Genomic DNA, 18266 nt, shown 5'->3' on the forward strand with positions numbered 1-18266 from the left:
TCCCTTTGGCCCTCCTGCCACTTTGGCCCTCTCTGCCTCTCTGTCCCTCTGTCCCTCCCTCTGTCCCTCTCTGCCTCCTGATTCTTGTGTTCCTCCGCGCCCTGCAGGGCGCCCGTCACCACGTGCCCGGTGACGGCGGAACGTCGATTGGGGGCCAGGAGGGCCTCCTTGAGAAGGATCAGACTGGAGGAAGCGCGCGCCTGGAGCGGCCTGGGAGCTAAAGTTCGGCACAGTTAGTTGCCCTGCTCAATGGCGACTCCCTCATAAAAGCGGCCCTCCGGGCGCCCCCTCATGGCCTTGGCGCCGAGGCGGGGCGTTAGAAGATTACATTTGTTGGATGCTGGCACTTCTGACGATCAAGAAATGTTCTTCGCCAAGATGGTGAAGTTTTAATGAAAAACAATACCGTCGCAGTTAATTATTAAAGTTCTATGCCGGTCGTGACTCACGCCTAACCTAAATTATCCAATACTTGCTTTAATTATTGTACCGAAGAACTAGGCACGAAGCTTTTAAATGTGCCGTAACGACATTATTGCAATGAGCATGCTTTTTCTGGTCTTTGTTTTTTTGTTATGCCTTTGATTTTTTTGATCTTTTGCTGATTTTTTTGGCGTGTGTGGATTATGGCCTTTTAGATATTTTTTTGTATTGCAGCATAGTTAAAGGGAGGCGGATTACTCTCTATGCAGTAACCGTTTATTGCCCGCCAATAACCTCGCCCGTGTCTGGATGGAGAAGTACAAAAACATTAGTATCGATGATTGTGATCAAGTGTTAATGAACCGTTATCAATGTTACTCGTCTGTTTGCTACCACGGTCGAGGGCAAAATTCGTTGAAGCAGGGCATGGGAAGGCGTCCGTGACATCCCGGGGCGGTAGCGTGCTTCATCGCCATCAGGTCCAGTGCCCCTCTCCTGCACCAACTCGCGGATCACATGCCGCGCCCACTCTCCGGTGCCTGGAGCCTTGGTGCTGCTGTGGGCTATTCGGGCCAACGGCTGCGGCTACGTCACGCGGGTCGAGTCGGCCGAGTCCACGCATTCCGCCGGCGAGTGTTTCCCTTTCCGAGGACTTCGATCCGTCATGGAACTACTACCCGATCGCCAGACACACCTCCGACAGCTGGAGGCCGAATCGATCCATATCATCAGAGAAGTCGCAGCCGAGTTCCGTTCTCCGGTCATGATGTACTCGATCGGCAAAGATTCATCGGTGATGCTGCATCTGGCGCGCAAGGCTTTCTTTCCCGGCACGCCCCCCTTTCCGTTGATGCACGTGAACACCACCTGGAAGTTCCGCGAGATGATCGCCTTTCGCGATCTCATGGCGAAGCAGTCCGGCATGGAGCTGATCGAGCATATCAATCAGGAGGGGGTCGCGGCCGATATCAATCCCTTTGATCACGGTAGCGCCAAGTATACCGACGTGATGAAGACCGCCGCTCTCAAGCAGGCACTTGATCACCATGGATTCGACGCAGCCTTTGGGGGTGCCCGCAGGGATGAGGAGGCGAGTCGTGCCAAGGAGCGCATCTTCTCCTTCCGTGACAGGCATCATCGGTGGGAGCCGAAGAGCCAGCGTCCCGAGTTGTGGAGCCTGTATAACGCCAAGGTGAACAAGGGGGAGTCGATTCGCGTCTTTCCTCTCTCCAACTGGACGGAACTGGATATCTGGCAATACATCTATCTCGAGGGAATCCCCATTGTGCCGTTGTACTACGCCGCACCGCGGCCAGTGGTGGAGCGGGATGGCATGACGATCATGGTCGACGACGACCGACTACCGCTGCGGAAGGGCGAGACGCCCCAGGAACGCTGGGTAAGATTCCGTACCCTCGGCTGTTATCCCCTGACCGGTGCGGTGGAATCTCGAGCCGCGACTCTCCCCGAAATCATCCAGGAAATGCTGCTGACGCGGACCAGCGAGCGCAGCGGTCGAGCCATCGATCATGATCAGGCGGGGTCGATGGAAAAGAAGAAGCGCGAGGGGTATTTCTAAATTAGTTGGAATGAATGTTCGCCTGCCGTCTTGTACTGAATTCGCGGATTGCCGATGGGGGTGTTCCCGGGAAGGCGGCTACACCCATCGCTTCACCAGACGGCAAAGGCCGCGACCGCGTGGCTCGCCGCATTCCTCCACGCTCCGCTCTTCCAGTCTCCAGATTGCACTCCGGTTCAGCCCTAGTCTCCTCGGCATCCTTGTCCGGGTGCTGTGGCTTGCGCCTCTACCAGGAATTCGTCATGTCCCATCAATCCGAGCTGATCGCCAGCGACATCGAACGCTACCTGAAGGAACACGAGAACAAGGACCTGCTGCGCTTTATTACCTGCGGCAGTGTCGATGATGGCAAGTCCACTCTGATCGGGCGCCTGCTGCATGACTCCAAGATGATCTACGAGGATCAGCTGGCCGCCATCACCCAGGCATCTCGCACCAGCGGCACCACCGGTGACGAGGTGGATCTCGCGCTACTGGTGGATGGCCTGCAATCAGAGCGTGAGCAGGGGATCACCATCGATGTGGCCTATCGGTTCTTCTCCACCGAGAGACGCAAGTTCATCATTGCCGACACGCCGGGGCATGAGCAGTACACCCGCAACATGGCGACCGGCGCTTCCACGGCCAGTCTTGCGATCATACTGATTGATGCTCGACACGGTGTGCAGACCCAGACGCGTCGCCATAGCTTCATCTGCGACCTGCTGGGCATAGAGCACCTTGTGGTAGCGGTCAACAAGATGGATCTCGTGGCGTATGACGAAGATCGTTATCTGCAGATCGTCGACGAGTATCGGCTCGTCATGGATCGACTCGAAGCCCGGGATATACATTTTGTCCCGCTGTCTGCGCTGAAAGGCGACAACGTGGTCGAGCCCAGCAGCGAGATGCCCTGGTATGACGGCCCCAGCCTGCTCACGCTGCTGGAAGAGGTCGAGATCAGGCACGACCAGAATCTGCGAGATGTGCGCTTGCCGGTTCAGTTCGTCAACCGCCCCAATCTGGATTTCCGGGGATACGCGGGCACCCTCAGCTCCGGTGTCTTGACTCCCGGACTGGCGGTCAAGGTGCTGCCGAGCGGTACCACCAGTCAGGTGAAGCGCATCGTTACCATGGATGGTGATCTCGATGCGGCATTTCCCGGACAAGCGGTGACCATCACCTTGTGCGACGAGATCGATGCATCGCGCGGAGACTGGATCGTAGGGGTCGATGATCAGGTGCCGCTTCGGTCGGAATTCGTGGCCGATATTGTGTGGATGCACGAGTCCCCGTTGGAACCCGGGAAATTGTATGACATCAAGCTGGCCACTCGGGACCTTGCGGGAAAGGTTGTCGCCATCGACTACCTGGTGGACGTCAACACCCTGGAGCAACGGCATGGGGAGCAGCTGGATCTTAATGCTATCGCGCGTTGCCGTGTCGAGCTCACCACCGCGATACCTGTCGACGACTATCGTACCCACCCTGGCACGGGCTGCTTCATTCTGATCGACCGACTTAGCAACCTTACCGTCGGTGCCGGGATGATCCACAGTCCGTCGGATGCGGAGCTGCCCTACGAATTCCGCAAACACGACAGCAAGGCCAGCGTGGTGTGGAACCGCACCACGGTAACCCAGACCATGCGAGAGAGGATCAATGGCCACCGTGGCTGCTGCGTCTGGTTTACCGGGTTATCGGGCTCCGGCAAGTCGACCCTCGCCAATGCTCTGGAGGTGGAGCTCAATCGACGCGGGCATCACACCATGCTGCTGGATGGCGACAATGTCCGGCATGGGCTATGCAAGGACCTTGGCATGGGGGAGCAGGACAGGGCGGAGAATATTCGGCGAGTCGGTGAGGTTGCTCGGCTGTTCGCAGAGGCTGGGGTGATCGTTATTACCGCATTTATTTCGCCGTTTCGAGCAGATAGGGAGGCGGCCAGGGCGCTCTTTCTTAGCGATGATTTTGTCGAGGTGTTTGTCGATACGCCTCTGGATGTCTGTGAAGAGAGAGACCCTAAGGGACTGTATCAGAAGGCGAGGGAAGGAAAAATTCTGGATTTTACTGGCATCAATAGTCCTTATGAGGCGCCTGTAAAGCCAGAGGTTTCCGTCAATACAGAGATAATGAGCGAGCAAGATATTATTGCGAAATTGCTAAAACATCTGTAACAGTTATTCGTCGTTTATCGCATGACGACGTCGGGAATTTCGCTATGATTATGCTTCGATATTGCACGTTTTTAAGGTCGATTTCAGCCGATGGAAGGGCGCCTGAAAGGGCCTCGGGTCTTTCGAGGAAAAGCGTCTTTCGCCGGGGTGCCACGGTCACGCTTCTTCTTGCTACGGTGCTGATCACCGGCTGTGTTCAGCGTCCGCTTACCCAGCCGAACAGTGCCCAGGGGATCATGAGCGAGCCTTCCGGGATCCCTGCCTCCAGCGACTTGTCGCGGTTTCTTGCCCAAACCCCCGCCGGGAGCGCCACCACACTATCGAGTAGCCCCTGGGGAGCGAATGTGGAGGTGGTGGCTGACTCCCCCTACTTCTCTGCCAGCAGGCGCATATGTCGTCACTTGACAGTGACTCGCCGGAGCAACGGGGATCGACTGGCGGCCGTTGCCTGCAAGTCGGGAGAAGGCGCCTGGTTTACCAGTCGCCTGGTAACGGCGCTGTACAACGGAGCGGAGACCTGGTGATGACGATCATGGATAAACGGCTCGGCAGGGCGGTGCTGTATCTGGCAAGACGGCTGGCGTTGCCTGTGTTGTTGCTGATGGTGAGCTGGTCGATGGCGAACTCGGTCGCTGCGCAGGGTATTGCTCTGCCGGACGATATCTTGCCTCAGGCTCGGGAGCAGACGGATGAAGGGACGATCAATGACTCGCCTCGCGCCAACTGGAGCAACGATCGCTACGGGCCGCCCTCGATACCGTCACCGATCGATGTGGAACTGCTTCCTCCCTTTGGCGCCAACCTCTTTACCGGTGGGTTTCGAGGCACCATGGCAGATGGGCTCAACCGTGACTATCGCATCAAACCTGGTGATCAGGTCACCCTGAGAGCATGGGGGGCGGTGGAATTCGATCGAGTGGTGCCCGTGGATGCCCAAGGCAATATCTTTCTCCCGTCGATCGGCCCCCTCGCCGTGCAGGGAATGAGTCATGGCCAGTTGGATGCTCGGGTTCGAGAAGCGATCCAGAGCATCTATCCCGAGAACGTGCAGGTGTACACCAACCTGCAAGGCGTTCAGCCCGTCGGTGTCTATGTCACCGGCTATGTGCACAGCCCTGGACGTTACGCGGGCACCCCCTCGGATTCGATTCTGTACTTTCTCGATCAGGCCGGGGGGATCGACAACGCCCTTGGCAGCTATCGCAGCATCAGCCTGATGCGTCAGGGGCAACGCCTGGCCAGCTTCGATCTCTACGACTTTTTGCTGGATGGCAGGATCGCTCGGCCTCAGTTGCGCGACGGCGATACTATCGTGGTGGGTGAACGAGGCCCCTCCATCGCGGTGACCGGTGATGTGGAACGCGCCTACCGATACGAACTACAGTCTGGCCAGTTGAGTGGCAGCGATCTGGTAAGCCTGGCCCGCCTGAAGAGTGGTGTGTCTCACGTATTGCTGCGCGGAGAGCGTGCAACAGGCCCGGTTGCCACCTACCTGACGCTCGACGAATTTCTCGCGCGCCAGGTCCAGCCTGGTGATGAGGTGATCTTCAATGCAGATCATCAGGAAGGCACCATCGTGGTTGCCCTCGAGGGGAGTTTTCTGGGCCCGTCGAGGTTTGCCCTGCCGCGGGATGCCCGGCTCGGAGAGTTGCTGGACGCCGTCGCCATCCTGTCCGACATGTCGGCCAGCCACAATGTGTCGATTCGCCGAGAAAGCGTAGCACGGCAGCAGAAAGAGGCGCTCGAGGATAGTCTCCGTCGTCTGGAAACGACCTATCTGGGAACATCGTCATCCACCGATGAGGAGGCCAGAATCAGGATTCGCGAGGCCGAGCTGATTCAGATGTTTGTGGCGCGGGCGCGACAGCTCGAACCCAGCGGTCGACTGGTGGTCGCCAGTGATCAAGGGGTTGCCGACATTCGGTTGCAGGACGGTGACGTCATCACGTTGCCGGAGGCCATGGATTCGGTGCTCATCAGCGGAGAGGTGGTCGTGCCACAGGCGGTGGTCTATCAGCCGGGTTCTGGTCTCGACCACTATCTTGATGCCGCAGGTGGTCTTACCCAGCGTGGCGATGAGGACAACATATTGGTGGTTCGCCAGAACGGCGCGGTGCGGAATGCCGACGATATCACCCTGCGTGCAGGAGACGAGATTCTGGTGATGCCGGCTGTCCCCACCAAGAATCTTCAGTTGGCAACCAGCCTGACCCAGATCCTTTATCAGATTGCCGTGGCCACCAAGGTGGCGATCGATCTCTAGAGGGGGGCAGCATGTCGATGATTGGCAACTCCGTGCAACGCCACCCTTGGGTGGTGACGCGTAGCGTCTGGTACGCCATGTTCCTGCGAGAGGCCATTGCGCGCACCATGTCGGATCGCCTGGGCTGGTTCTGGATGATCGCGGAACCTGTGTTCTTCACACTGATCATGGTGGCCATCCGCAGTCTCATCCGCGGAGACGCCCTTATCGTGGGAGCCCCTTTCATCCCATGGATGGTGGTCGGACTGATGGGATTTTTTCTGGTTCGCGAAGGGATGATTAGAGGGCTGGGAGCCATCAAGGCCAACCAGGCGCTGTTCGCCTATCGGCAGGTCAGGCCCGTGGACCCGGTGTTGGTGCGCAACGCCCTGGAGGGGCTTCTGCGATCACTGATATTTCTCTTGTTCATCTTCGGCGGCATGTTGCTCAAGGTCGAGGCGCTGGCACCTGACGACGCCCTGTTGGCACTGGCGTGGTGGCTCTCGCTCTGGCTGCTGGGCCTGGCGCTTGGGCTAATTGTCTCCGTGCTTGCCACCCTCATCGCCGAGGTGGCGATCGTGCTACGGATGATGATCATGCCATTGTTGATCCTATCCGGTGTCATTTTCCCGATCCATCACATGCCCCACTGGATGCGTGAGTACCTGTTGCTCAACCCGATTGTTCATGGTCTGGAGCGACTACGTGGCGGTTTTTTTGAAGGGTATTGGCAGGTCCCTGGTACCAGTGCCCCCTATTACTGGATGGTGACGCTGGCACTGCTGTCACTAGGATTGATGCTACACCTTCGGTTTCGACATCGGCTGATGGCGCAATGATCCAGATAGAACACCTCTACAAGCGCTATCACCATCACAAGGTCAGGGACTGGGTGTTGAAGGATATCAACCTGACCATCCCCCACGGCGTAAGCGTTGGAGTGTTGGGGAGAAATGGCGCGGGAAAGTCGACCCTGCTGCGATTGATTGCCGGCATGGATACGGCTGAAAGGGGCTCTATCCGGCGCGATGCTCGGGTCTCCTGGCCGATGGGACTGGCCGGAGGTTTTCAGGGGGCCTTGAGTGGCCGTCAGAACGTCAAGTTTGTTGCCCGTGTCCATGGTGGTGGTCGTGACGTCGGAGCCATCATCGACAAGGTGCAGGAATTTGCAGAGCTCGGGCCGGCCTTCGATGACCCGATTCGTACTTACTCCTCCGGGATGCGTGCGCGACTCAATTTTGGTCTGTCGCTGGCGTTTGATTTCGATGTCTATCTGTCTGACGAGGCGACCTCGGTGGGCGATCGGGTATTCAAGGCCAAGGCGACCCGTGCCTTCAAGGACAGGGTCAATCGCGCAAGCCTGGTCATGGTCTCCCACAGCGAAGGCATACTGCGCGAACTGTGCCAGGCAGGCATCTATCTGAAGCATGGCGAGGCGTTCTGGTTTGACGATATCAGAGACGCCATTCGCAGCTATCACCAGGACAGTGACAGCAAGGCCAAGGCCAAGGCCACCGGCGGCCCCGGCAATGGGCCACGCCACGATGGCGAGCCGCAAGCACCCCGGTATCCGTCACCTGCGCCGACACCGGGTATCGACACAATGTCCCTGGATACGCTCAAGGCATTGCTGGGCAAGCGCAGACAGCAGCTGGAGCGTATCCAGAAGCGCCTCGATGCTCTGGAGATGGGGCGTGAGAACGCAGACGAACTGGTCGACCCGAGGGTCCGTCAGGAGCTCATTGCTCGCCTTCACCTGGCGAAGCAGCGCTTGCATGAGGTTCGTCGCGCGGTACAGACGAAAAAGCGAGCCACACCCGCCAGTGGCAAGGACGATTCGGGGAAGGATTCGCGGAAGGAGTCGGAGAAGGGTTTCGAGAAGAAAGAACGGTAGCCACCAGGCGATGGCAAGGCGTCGCTCACTGAGGACTAGATCCCGACGGTGGTGCTCGCATTCAGAGGCGTCCGGATGCCCCGCGACGTCGCTCCAGCAAGGAAGCCAAGATAATGTTGCGATGGATTGCTCGGCAGCCCCATTGGGCATTTGCCTGCCTGTCGATATTGGCCATGTCCTTCTACTGGCTAGTCTGGGCCGAGGATCGGTACGTATCCGAGGCCGTCGTGGTACTGGAAAGCCCACAGATCGCTGCCCCAACCTTCGACTTCTCGAGCCTGCTTTCCGGTGCCAGCGTCGATAGCGATATGTTGCTTTTGCGGGAGTATCTGCTTTCTGTGGATATGCTCAAGAAGGCTGATGAACGGCTCGACCTGAGGTCTCATTACAGTGAGAACGGTGACTTTCCTGCTCGTCTGTGGGACGCCGAGGCTCCCATCGAAGACCTTCATGAGTATTACCTGAGTCGCGTAGAGGTAACGCTCGATGACTACGCAGGGGTCCTGAAGCTGGAGGTCCAGGGCTTCTCTCCCGAGTTTGCCCAGCAACTGACCTCGCTTTTACTGGCGGAAGGTGAAGCGCACATGAATGCCATGGGGCAGCGCCTGGCTCAGGATCAGGTACGGTTCCTCGAGCTTCAGGTAGAGCGCCTGTCCGATCGGTTGGATCAGACGCGCACGGATCTCCTGGACTATCAGAACGAGCATGGTCTGGTGTCTCCTACCTCGACGGTGGACAGCCTCAACCAGGTGGTGGCCAGTCTGGAAGGTGAGCTGGCAAGACTGGAAGCCCGGCGTAGCGCCTTGGCCAGCTTTTCCAGCCAGCGTTCATCGGACATGGTGAGAGTCGAGAGCGAAATCACTGCGTTGCGTCGTCAGATCGATCAGGAGCGTGAGCGACTGGCAAAGGCCACAGGAGACTCCCTCAACCGCCTGTCCTCCGAGTATCAGCGGCTCGAGCTGCGGGCTCGCTTTGCCCAGGAGACCTATGCCAGCGCTCTCGGTGCATTGGAGGGCACGCGCATCGAGGCTGCTCGCAAGCTTAAGCAGATCAGTATCTTGCAGAGCCCTCTATTGCCCGAGTACGCCACGCGTCCAGAGCGCCTCTACAACCTGACCATCTTTGTGATCGTCACTCTGTTCCTTGCCTTCATTGCCAGCATGCTGTGGCTGATCGTCCAGGACCACAGAGACTGACGCTCTTCCTGATGCAACTACCGATAGCTGTCGTCGGACGGCTGCCGCAATGAAGCCCTTCATGTTGAAGAGCTCAGGGCTCACGCTTCCTGTCATCCTCTCTTCCTTCCCGCCCGTATGCCATTTCTAGCGTCCTCCCTGGCGGGGCGGGCAGAATTTCCAGTCCTCTCGGGGTTCTTTCATGATCAAGACGTTTCTCGTGACCGGTGGTGCCGGTTTTATCGGCTCGGCCGTGGTGAGGGAGTTGATTACCCACACCCCTCATCGTGTCGTCAATGTGGACAAGCTGACCTATGCCGGCAATCTGGCATCCGTAGCGTCTGTCGCCTCCGATCCTCGCTATATCTTCGAGAGAGCGGACATCTGTGATGGCGCGGCAATGAGCAGAATTCTGGACAGGTACCGCCCCGATGTGGTGATGCATCTGGCCGCTGAAAGCCACGTTGATCGCTCCATCGACGGGCCTCGCGCCTTTATTCAGACCAATGTGGTGGGCACTCTGGTATTGCTCGAGGCGGTACGCGGGTACTGGGAAGGAATCAGGCAACAGGACAGCGACAAGGCCGATGGTTTTCGGTTTCACCACATCTCCACCGACGAAGTCTACGGAGACCTCGAGAATGATGGCAGCCTGTTCACCGAACAGACCCCCTACGCGCCTAGTTCGCCCTACTCGGCCAGCAAGGCGGGATCGGATCACCTGGTGCGGGCGTGGACGCGCACCTATGGCTTGCCTTGCCTGGTGACCAATTGTTCAAACAACTATGGTCCGTTTCACTTTCCTGAAAAACTGATTCCTCTGATGATCCTCAATGCGCTGCATGGAGAGGCTCTTCCTGTCTACGGTGATGGTGGACAGGTACGAGACTGGCTCTACGTCGAGGACCATGCGCGCGCCCTGGTGCTGGTTGCCAGTGAGGGAAAGGGTGGAGATACCTACAACATTGGTGGCCATAACGAGAAAACCAACCTCGAAGTGGTACACACAATCTGTGACCTGTTGACGGAAATGGCTCCGGACAAGGGCGAATATCGTGATCTGATCACCTACGTCACCGACAGGCCTGGACACGACCGGCGCTATGCCATCGATGCATCCTACATTCAGCACACGTTGGCCTGGGAGCCACGAGAGACTTTCGAGTCTGGCCTTCGCAAGACAGTGTCCTGGTATCTGGCCAACGAGTCGTGGTGGAAGGCGGTGCAGGATGGTAGCTACCGGGCCGAGCGCCTGGGGGTGTTGTCATGAGTGGGCTCTTGCTTGGTGCCTCGGGCCAGGTGGGCCATGAGCTTCACAAGGCGCTAGCCATCCATCTGGATCTTCATGCGCCTGACCGCAGGACCCTGGATCTGACCGACCTTGATGCGGTGAAACGCTGTCTGGACCACTATCGCCCCCAGTGGGTGATCAATGCTGCTGCCTACACCGCGGTGGACCAGGCAGAGACCGATACGGCGACTGCCTTTCGACTCAATGCAGAGCTGCCTGGCTGTCTCGCACGCTATTGTGCCGATCACGGGGCACTGTTGACGCACTATTCCAGCGACTACGTCTATCCAGGCGATGGCATTCGGCCCTGGACGGAAGATAGTCCAACCGACCCTTTATCTTGCTACGGCCAGTCCAAGCTTGCCGGCGACGAGGCGGTGCTCGCCAGTAGATGCGACGCACAAATCTTCCGGACAAGTTGGGTTTACAGTGCCAGGGGCAACAACTTCATGAAGACCATGCTGCGTCTGGGGCGGGAGCGGGCGTCCCTGGCAATTGTCGACGACCAGGTGGGGGCCCCTACGCCCGCACGCCTGATTGCTGACGTGACCTTGCATGCGTGGCAAGTCTACCGCTCTCGTCCCGAACTGACCGGGCTCTACCATCTGGCACCACGGGGTTTCGTGTCCTGGTATGACTTTGCCCGAGAGATTTTTCGTCTCGCCCGTCTGCACGGCCTTCCTCTCATGCTCTGCGACGACCAGCTGTCTCGTCTGGCGACGAAGGACTATCCCACACCAGCAAAGCGTCCACCCAACTCCCGGCTGTCGGTCTCTCGTCTTGAGAACGCCTTCGACATCTCGCTCCCTGACTGGAGGAGACAGTTGTCTCTCACCATGAAGGACTACCTAAGGTAGGCCTGCCGCCGCAAGGCGTTGTCCGAAAACTAGAGGTTACCGCCATGAATCGGAAGGGAATCATCCTTGCCGGAGGCTCCGGTACGAGACTTCACCCCATTACCCATGGGGTCTCAAAACAGCTTCTCCCTGTCTACGACAAGCCGATGATCTACTATCCGCTCTCGGTGCTAATGTTGGCAGGAATAAGAGAAATACTGGTGATATCTACACCGGATGATCTACCGGTCTACCGTCAGTTGCTCGGTACCGGTGACCAATTTGGTGTTTCCTTGTCCTACGCAGAGCAGCCAAAGCCAGAGGGACTGGCCCAGGCTTTTATTATCGGCGAGAAGTTTATTGGTGATTCTCCTGTCTGTCTCGTCCTTGGCGATAATATCTTCCACGGACAACACTTTTCCGAGCAACTTCTGAGAGCCTCCGACCAGGCTCGAGGTGCCACAGTGTTCGGCTATTTCGTCAAAGACCCGGAACGCTTTGGTGTTGTCGAGTTTGATGAGAAAGGGCGTGCGGTCTCTATTGAGGAAAAGCCCAAAAAACCAAAGTCATCCTATGCGGTGACGGGCTTGTATTTTTATGACAACTCCGTGGTGGACATCGCGCGGAGCGTCAAGCCATCGGCTCGGGGAGAGTTGGAGATAACCTCGATCAACAATGAATATCTACACCGTGGTGAACTTCACGTAGAGCGTTTGGGGAGAGGATTTGCCTGGTTGGATACAGGTACTCATGACAGTTTACTTGAGGCAGCGCAGTACGTGCAGACAGTCGAACATCGACAGGGGCTGAAGATAGCCTGTCTGGAAGAGATTGCCTGGACTCAAGGCTGGATCAGTGACGAGTTCCTGCTTTCACAGGCAAACAGCCTTTCCAAGACAGGATACGGGGAATACCTGCTACAGCTTCTGGCCGCGAAGGCTGTTGGTCAGTGACAAGGCTACCTGATGGTGGAGGTGACGTGCATGAAAGTTGAAAGGCTGGCTATTCCTGATGTCGTGCTATTTACGCCAAAAGTGTTCGGTGACGAAAGAGGTTTCTTTATGGAAACCTTTCGCCAGGAAACATTTGATGAAGTCTGTGGTGAACACAAGTTTGTTCAGGACAACCATAGTAGGTCGAGTCGCTCGATACTCAGGGGACTGCATTATCAGCTGAAGCATCCCCAGGGAAAGCTGGTGAGAGTAGTCAGGGGAGAGGTGTTCGACGTAGCCGTTGATATGCGAACGTCCAGTGCCACCTATGGTAAGTGGGTAGGCGTTTTCTTGAACGAAGACAACCGGCAGATGCTCTGGGTACCACCTGGATTTGCACATGGTTTCTACGTTACCAGTGACGATGCCGAGTTTGTATACAAGTGTACTGACTATTACGCGCCTTCAGACGAAATGTCGGTGCACTGGGCAGATACTATCCTGTCAATCGACTGGCCATTGGACAACATTGAGCCACGAGTTTCCGATAAGGATGCTCGAGGGATGTCGTTTGTCGAGGCTCCTGGCTACTAGTAATTGCCTGAGGAAGTAGACGTGGTAGAACATGAACCAAGAAGTGGCCCTCCCTCTTCGCAATCACCACACTTGGCTACACTGGCGTTGTCGGCACGCCTGAGGCGAATGCAGACTTCCTTCAGTTGGCGAGCGACCAAACCGCTGAGAGATCTCGGTGGGTTGTATCACAAGTACATCAAAAAATGCTCCCGCATGGACTTGCTGCCGATCCATGAACTGGAGCTGATGACCCGCAATAACAAGGTGGTCTGGGTATCTCGCGGAGGAGATCCACAGTTCCTGCTCACCCCGATCAATCCCGCTGTGCTTCGCCAAGGTGGATGGTTCAGTCTCGAATACGACTTTTCGGCGACTCAGGCAGTGGATCAGTGTCTCTATATTGATTATGGCGATGGTTTCCAGGCAGATATCGTGTGGGCCCGTCATGTGGAAAAGAGCGGCCACCAGAGCCTGGTCATTTACTTGCCGATGGGAACACAGGCATTGCGGCTGGACCCGATGACTCGACCTGGAGAGTTCCGGTTGGAGGATCCGGTGCTGAAAAAGATCGAGACGCCACAGATCCCGCACCCCTGGTCGGGGCTGGATGGATATCTGAAGTGCTGCGAAGGCTGTGAATTTACGCTTGCCGCTGCCCAGCAGCTCGAGCGCCGCCTGGAAGGGGAGTTCCATTGGCGTTCCCACGGTACCGATCCGGCCTTCGTCGTTCGTCATCGCCGAGGTCGAGTCATCGAGCCTGGGTGGTGTCGTATCGAATTCGTTCTCAGTGGCGAATATCAGCAGCAGGTCGCCAAGCTATATATCGATCATGGAGAGGGCTTCAGTGAAACCCACGCCTATCCCATACCCTTCCAGTCAGGGAAACTGGCGACAAGGGTGATTCAGCTTGAGCGAAGTATTGTCAACATACGCTTTGACCCATGGGAGCGGGAAGGAAGCTTCCGTCTGGAGCGACTATGCATCGACAATGTCGATGCTGAAGAGGCTTGGGATGCGATTGCCGGGCGTCTTGTCGAGACTGCTCCTGAGTACACGAACTTGAAAAAGGCCGAGGTCCTTGCGGGAGTGGGTAGGTCTGCTCCGGAAACGGATGAAGGCGACGGGACGGCAAAGAAAGCCGAGTTGGCGGATGCCGAGGACGAGGCCGCACGCGAGACCCGTCTTCTCGAAGAGTACGCGGAAACCTTTATCGTCAACGAGGCCGAACTGTCCTACCAGAAATGGATAGATGAGGTAGAAGTCAATGGCCTGCCGAGCTCTGAAACCATCCGCGGCTATCTTGAGGGCCTTGAGAGTCCTGCAATAATTTCGGTGTTGGTGCCGGTTTACAATACCGATGAAACGCTTCTGAAAGCTTGCATCGACTCGGTCATCGCACAGTCTTATCCCCACTGGGAGCTTTGCCTTGTGGATGATGCCTCTCCATCACCACATGTCGAAAAAGTCCTTAGGCACTATGCCAGCAAGGATAAACGCGTAAAAATACATTTTCGGCCGGATAATGGGCATATTTCCAAGACAACTAATGACGCCCTGTCGATGGCCACTGGTGACTATCTGGCATTGCTCGATCACGATGATGAATTGACCAAAGATGCGTTGTACTTTATTGCAAAAGAGCTGGAAAAGAATCCCGATGCCCAGTTGATCTACAGTGATGAAGACAAGATCGATGTTCAGGGCATGCGCTGCGAGCCTCACTTCAAGCCAGACTGGAACATCGACCTTCTCTATTCGCAAAACTATGTTTCTCATCTTGGCGTATACCGACGTTCGTTGATCGAGAAAATTGGGGGTTTTCGAGTCGGGGTAGAGGGATCGCAAGACTATGATCTGGTGCTGCGTTGCATACCACACCTGACCGCTGGCTCAATTTCCCACGTTCCCAGAGTTCTCTATCACTGGCGCGCTATCGAGGGTTCGACAGCACTGGCTGAAGAGGGCAAGGATTATACGACCTCAGCTGGTGTAAAGGCGCTGAAAGACCATATTGAAGGAATAGCAGATGGGCGTGCGATCGTAGAGCAGGGTATTGTGGGAAATACCTATCGTGTGCGTTGGCCTATTCCTGAGCCGGCACCGTTGGTGAGCATGTTGATTCCTACGAGAGACAAGAAGGACGTCACAGAGCTGGCAGTGCGCAGCATCCTGGAGAAGTCACGTTATACAGATTACGAAATTATTCTCCTTGATAATGGCAGTGTCGAGCCTGAGACGCATGAATTTTTTGAAAAAATTCAGGCTGAAGACTCCAGGGTAAGCGTTCTCAGGTACGACCACCCCTTCAACTACTCAGCTATCAATAATTTTGGTGCAGAGCATGCCAAGGGAAGCATCATTGGTTTGGTAAATAATGATGTTGAAGTGATCAATGGAGACTGGCTCGGGGAGATGGTTTCTCATGCCTGTCGCGAGGATGTCGGCTGTGTCGGCGCAAAACTATACTATGGGAATGACACCATTCAGCACGCAGGCGTCATCGTGGGGCTTGGCGGAGTTGCAGGGCACTCTCACAAGCACTTTCCTCGAGCGTCCGGCGGTTATTTCAACCGTTTGAAGGTGGTCCAGTCTGTATCTGCCGTGACAGCGGCGTGTCTGCTCGTGAGAAAGTCGGTGTATGAGGAAGTCGGAGGCCTGAACGAACAGGACCTCAAGGTCGCTTTCAACGACGTGGATTTCTGCCTGAAGGTTCTCGATGCCGGGTACCGTAATATCTGGACCCCATACGCTGAGTTGTATCACCACGAATCCATCAGTCGTGGAGCAGAAGATAATCCAGAAAAAGTTGCCAGATTCAACACCGAGATAGACTACATGCAGAAGGCCTGGGGAAAAATAATCGAACACGACCCCAGCTACAGCCCTTGCCTCACAAGAAGCCGAGAAGACTTCTCCATCGGAGGTCGTTGATGGCTTTCTTGATGGGTCGTCGTATTCGGAGAAATTACGTATCCCAGGAGGGGACATGCCCAAGAATGATGCCTTGATCAACAAGGGAGTCGTGGTCATAGGGGACCAGGATGACAAGATACCATCTCCTATCATCGTCATTGGAACCGCGCGAGGCGGGACCTCGATGGTCGCTGGCGTGTTGGCCAAGCTTGGCGTCTTCATGGGCGACCGTGCCTCACACCCTGTGTACGAAGACGTCAGACTTTCCGAGGCTTTCGAAAAGCAGGACATGGCTCAGACAGCTTTGATTGTGAAGGAGTACCAGACCAGGTACGCCCGCTGGGGCTGGAAGCGACCTTCCATCATCGATCATCTGGATGAAGTAGACGCTCTATTGCCGAATGCCAGGTATGTGTTTATCTACAAGGATATTCTTTCAATAGCGCAGCGGAATTCTATTTCCATGTTGGCCGAAATTACCGAGGGCATGGACAGAGCGCTGTCACAATATAGAAAGACGCTTCGCTTTGTCAGGCAGAAGTCTCCGCGTGCCATGCTCGTCTCCTACGAAAAGGCCAGTGCTTATCCCGAAGCCTTTCTTTCCACTCTCGAGTCCTTTTGCGGAATTTCTCCCTCGCAGGAGGAACACCAGACGGCACTGGCCTTTATCGATCCTGAACCAGAAGACTATATAGAGGCAACCCGGATCACCAAGTCACAGGGAAAGCTTCTTTCATGTGATTCACGACGTGTCAGCGGTTGGGCGCGCTATGTACACAAGAAACAGCATGCTGAGGTAGAAGTTTTTGTTGATGACCGGTCCGTGGGTGTGGTGGTGGCGAACGAACCGAGCCCCGGTGGCGGTGCTCCCGCGAACGAGCCATGTGGCTTCACCTTCACCCTTCCTGCCGGTGAAAGCTTGAGCGAGGACGCCAGTGTCAGAGCCAGAGTGGTGAACGACGTTGTCGATCTTGGCAACTCTCCGGTCAGGGTGGGCTAGAGATGGCGAAGTTCTGTGTTGCCGGTATCGTCCGCAACGAGGTGGATTACCTTGTTGAGTGGGTAGCTTGGCATCGGCTTGCCGGGTTTGGGCATGTCATTCTGGCCGACAACGGTTCCGACGACGGCACCCGCTCTTTGCTCGAAGCGCTGGCAGATCTGGGAGAGGTCAGCCTGCTGTACCAGCCGGTGCTTGAGCGCAGGTCGCAGCAGTTGGCCTATCGTCGCATCCTTGGGCTGGCTCTGGGAAAGCATGACTACGTCATGTTTCTCGATGCCGATGAGTTTCTTGTGCACGAAAGCCAGCGTCACGGTGAGGAATGTCGCGAGTTGGAAAGGCTGGTGGCGTCGGGTGATGTGGGAAGCGTCAGTGTGAACTGGAAATGCTTCGGCTCCTCGGGGCTTGAAGAGGCGGGATCTGAACCGGTACTGCAACGTTTCACCCGTTGTGGCACTGCACCAGGCGCGAGCGCAGATTGTCACACCAAGAGCCTGGTACGCGTCGACCATGTCAAGGCGCCCTATTGTCATTCCTCTACCCTGGTATCGGCCTGGAAATATGTCGATGCCACTGGGGACGTGATCGAGGACTTCGTTGGCTCGCCGGACGGCAGTGGTGAGTCGGACCCACGTGGTGGGCGTACGCGGTCGATCCATCAGGGACCGCTTCGGGTTCACCATTACGCGGTGAAGTCGCGTGAGGAGTTCTCGCGCAAGCGATTGAGGGGGAGTGCTACGCGAGGCGCCAACTTCGACAAGGGCGAGGCATATTTCGGACGTTACGACATCAACGACGTTGCTCATGAGTTCCAGGCCGGCAAGCTTGCCCGCCTGGCTCGGGAGATGTCGGCGCTGAAACAGCGTCTGGCAGAGCACACCGTGCTAGATCGCCCTTTGGTGGGAGCCATCGATCATTTTGACGCCAACGCAGTCTGTGGTTGGGTGACGGACCGCAACGGCAAGGCCAGTGGTCTGGCAGTGAACATCTTCGTCAATGGTGTTCACGCGGGGCGTGCAAGGGTGGGGTTCTATCGACCCGATCTACGACGTTCCGGCAAATCCGTGGATGGTTATTGCGGGTTTCGCTGGCTGCATCCGGCGCCTTTGAAAGAAGGCGATCATGTGACCGTTTCTCTCCATGCCAATGCTTCAGTGCTGGTGGGGGGGAGTGATCTTGTTGTCGGCACATCGTGACGCGTCTGGAGTGTGGAGGTGGCTCCGCCACCGGATCCCGTGTCGTCTTCCCCTAT

Annotated in this window: 14 protein-coding genes; all 14 read left to right on the forward strand. The window is 56.6% G+C overall.

Annotation, left to right across the window (positions count from 1 at the left end; genetic code table 11):
- The first annotated feature begins 1087 nt into the window (after nucleotides 1-1087).
- Nucleotides 1088-2002, forward strand: coding sequence for a sulfate adenylyltransferase subunit CysD (gene cysD / locus C6W88_RS07985; RefSeq protein WP_045992429.1), 915 nt, complete (start codon nucleotides 1088-1090; stop codon nucleotides 2000-2002).
- A 242-nt stretch (nucleotides 2003-2244) separates the two neighbouring features.
- On the forward strand, nucleotides 2245-4158 hold the full coding sequence (gene cysN / locus C6W88_RS07990; RefSeq protein WP_108132077.1) for a sulfate adenylyltransferase subunit CysN: 1914 nt from the start codon (nucleotides 2245-2247) through the stop codon (nucleotides 4156-4158).
- A gap of 236 nt (nucleotides 4159-4394) precedes the next feature.
- The gene (locus tag C6W88_RS22065; RefSeq protein ID WP_221621186.1) at nucleotides 4395-4682 is read left to right on the forward strand and encodes an RT0821/Lpp0805 family surface protein; all 288 of its coding nucleotides are present in this window, start codon (nucleotides 4395-4397) and stop codon (nucleotides 4680-4682) included.
- 92 nt (nucleotides 4683-4774) lie between these two features.
- Nucleotides 4775-6421, forward strand: a complete 1647-nt coding sequence (locus tag C6W88_RS08000) for a polysaccharide biosynthesis/export family protein (protein WP_375038063.1) — start codon at nucleotides 4775-4777, stop codon at nucleotides 6419-6421.
- Nucleotides 6422-6432: 11 nt separating this feature from the next.
- Nucleotides 6433-7239, forward strand: coding sequence for an ABC transporter permease (locus C6W88_RS08005; RefSeq protein ID WP_108132080.1), 807 nt, complete (start codon nucleotides 6433-6435; stop codon nucleotides 7237-7239).
- On the forward strand, nucleotides 7236-8294 hold the full coding sequence (locus C6W88_RS08010) for an ABC transporter ATP-binding protein (RefSeq protein WP_108132081.1): 1059 nt from the start codon (nucleotides 7236-7238) through the stop codon (nucleotides 8292-8294). Before C6W88_RS08005 ends, C6W88_RS08010 begins: the two co-directional genes overlap by 4 nt.
- A gap of 173 nt (nucleotides 8295-8467) precedes the next feature.
- Nucleotides 8468-9490, forward strand: coding sequence for a KpsE/RkpR family capsule polysaccharide export protein (locus C6W88_RS08015; RefSeq protein ID WP_231498577.1), 1023 nt, complete (start codon nucleotides 8468-8470; stop codon nucleotides 9488-9490).
- Nucleotides 9491-9671: 181 nt separating this feature from the next.
- Entirely contained in the window at nucleotides 9672-10739 is a 1068-nt protein-coding gene (gene rfbB, locus C6W88_RS08020) for a dTDP-glucose 4,6-dehydratase (RefSeq protein WP_108132082.1), read from the forward strand.
- Nucleotides 10736-11617: a dTDP-4-dehydrorhamnose reductase gene (rfbD, locus tag C6W88_RS08025; protein ID WP_108132083.1), complete on the forward strand. Its 882-nt coding sequence runs from the start codon at nucleotides 10736-10738 to the stop codon at nucleotides 11615-11617. The genes rfbB and rfbD overlap by 4 nt, the downstream gene beginning before the upstream one ends.
- A 44-nt stretch (nucleotides 11618-11661) precedes the next feature.
- Entirely contained in the window at nucleotides 11662-12549 is an 888-nt protein-coding gene (gene rfbA / locus C6W88_RS08030) for a glucose-1-phosphate thymidylyltransferase RfbA (RefSeq protein WP_108132084.1), read from the forward strand.
- Nucleotides 12550-12579: 30 nt separating this feature from the next.
- Entirely contained in the window at nucleotides 12580-13122 is a 543-nt protein-coding gene (rfbC, locus tag C6W88_RS08035; protein WP_108132204.1) for a dTDP-4-dehydrorhamnose 3,5-epimerase, read from the forward strand.
- 108 nt (nucleotides 13123-13230) lie between these two features.
- Nucleotides 13231-16035 (forward strand): glycosyltransferase family 2 protein, encoded by a 2805-nt coding sequence (locus tag C6W88_RS08040; RefSeq protein WP_108132085.1) that lies wholly within the window; start codon nucleotides 13231-13233, stop codon nucleotides 16033-16035.
- A 55-nt stretch (nucleotides 16036-16090) separates the two neighbouring features.
- Nucleotides 16091-17017, forward strand: a complete 927-nt coding sequence (locus tag C6W88_RS08045; protein ID WP_108132086.1) for a sulfotransferase — start codon at nucleotides 16091-16093, stop codon at nucleotides 17015-17017.
- A gap of 2 nt (nucleotides 17018-17019) precedes the next feature.
- Complete coding sequence (locus C6W88_RS08050) at nucleotides 17020-18210, forward strand: glycosyltransferase family 2 protein (protein ID WP_045992419.1); 1191 nt, start codon at nucleotides 17020-17022, stop codon at nucleotides 18208-18210.
- Nucleotides 18211-18266: the final 56 nt, after the last annotated feature.

This window comes from Halomonas litopenaei, from assembly GCF_003045775.1.
GTDB lineage: Bacteria > Pseudomonadota > Gammaproteobacteria > Pseudomonadales > Halomonadaceae > Halomonas > Halomonas litopenaei.

What these genes read in the sequence shown, in the direction of transcription:
- rfbD (WP_108132083.1), top strand. Translation starts at nt 10,736, where the DNA reads ATGAGTGGGCTCTTGCTTGGTGCCTCGGGCCAGGTGGGCCATGAGCTT.
- C6W88_RS08015 (WP_231498577.1), top strand. Translation starts at nt 8,468, where the DNA reads ATGTCCTTCTACTGGCTAGTCTGGGCCGAGGATCGGTACGTATCCGAG.
- cysD (WP_045992429.1), top strand. Translation starts at nt 1,088, where the DNA reads ATGGAACTACTACCCGATCGCCAGACACACCTCCGACAGCTGGAGGCC.
- C6W88_RS08040 (WP_108132085.1), top strand. Translation starts at nt 13,231, where the DNA reads ATGCAGACTTCCTTCAGTTGGCGAGCGACCAAACCGCTGAGAGATCTC.
- C6W88_RS08005 (WP_108132080.1), top strand. Translation starts at nt 6,433, where the DNA reads ATGTCGATGATTGGCAACTCCGTGCAACGCCACCCTTGGGTGGTGACG.
- cysN (WP_108132077.1), top strand. Translation starts at nt 2,245, where the DNA reads ATGTCCCATCAATCCGAGCTGATCGCCAGCGACATCGAACGCTACCTG.
- rfbA (WP_108132084.1), top strand. Translation starts at nt 11,662, where the DNA reads ATGAATCGGAAGGGAATCATCCTTGCCGGAGGCTCCGGTACGAGACTT.
- C6W88_RS22065 (WP_221621186.1), top strand. Translation starts at nt 4,395, where the DNA reads ATGAGCGAGCCTTCCGGGATCCCTGCCTCCAGCGACTTGTCGCGGTTT.
- C6W88_RS08045 (WP_108132086.1), top strand. Translation starts at nt 16,091, where the DNA reads ATGCCCAAGAATGATGCCTTGATCAACAAGGGAGTCGTGGTCATAGGG.
- rfbB (WP_108132082.1), top strand. Translation starts at nt 9,672, where the DNA reads ATGATCAAGACGTTTCTCGTGACCGGTGGTGCCGGTTTTATCGGCTCG.
- rfbC (WP_108132204.1), top strand. Translation starts at nt 12,580, where the DNA reads ATGAAAGTTGAAAGGCTGGCTATTCCTGATGTCGTGCTATTTACGCCA.
- C6W88_RS08000 (WP_375038063.1), top strand. Translation starts at nt 4,775, where the DNA reads ATGGCGAACTCGGTCGCTGCGCAGGGTATTGCTCTGCCGGACGATATC.
- C6W88_RS08050 (WP_045992419.1), top strand. Translation starts at nt 17,020, where the DNA reads ATGGCGAAGTTCTGTGTTGCCGGTATCGTCCGCAACGAGGTGGATTAC.
- C6W88_RS08010 (WP_108132081.1), top strand. Translation starts at nt 7,236, where the DNA reads ATGATCCAGATAGAACACCTCTACAAGCGCTATCACCATCACAAGGTC.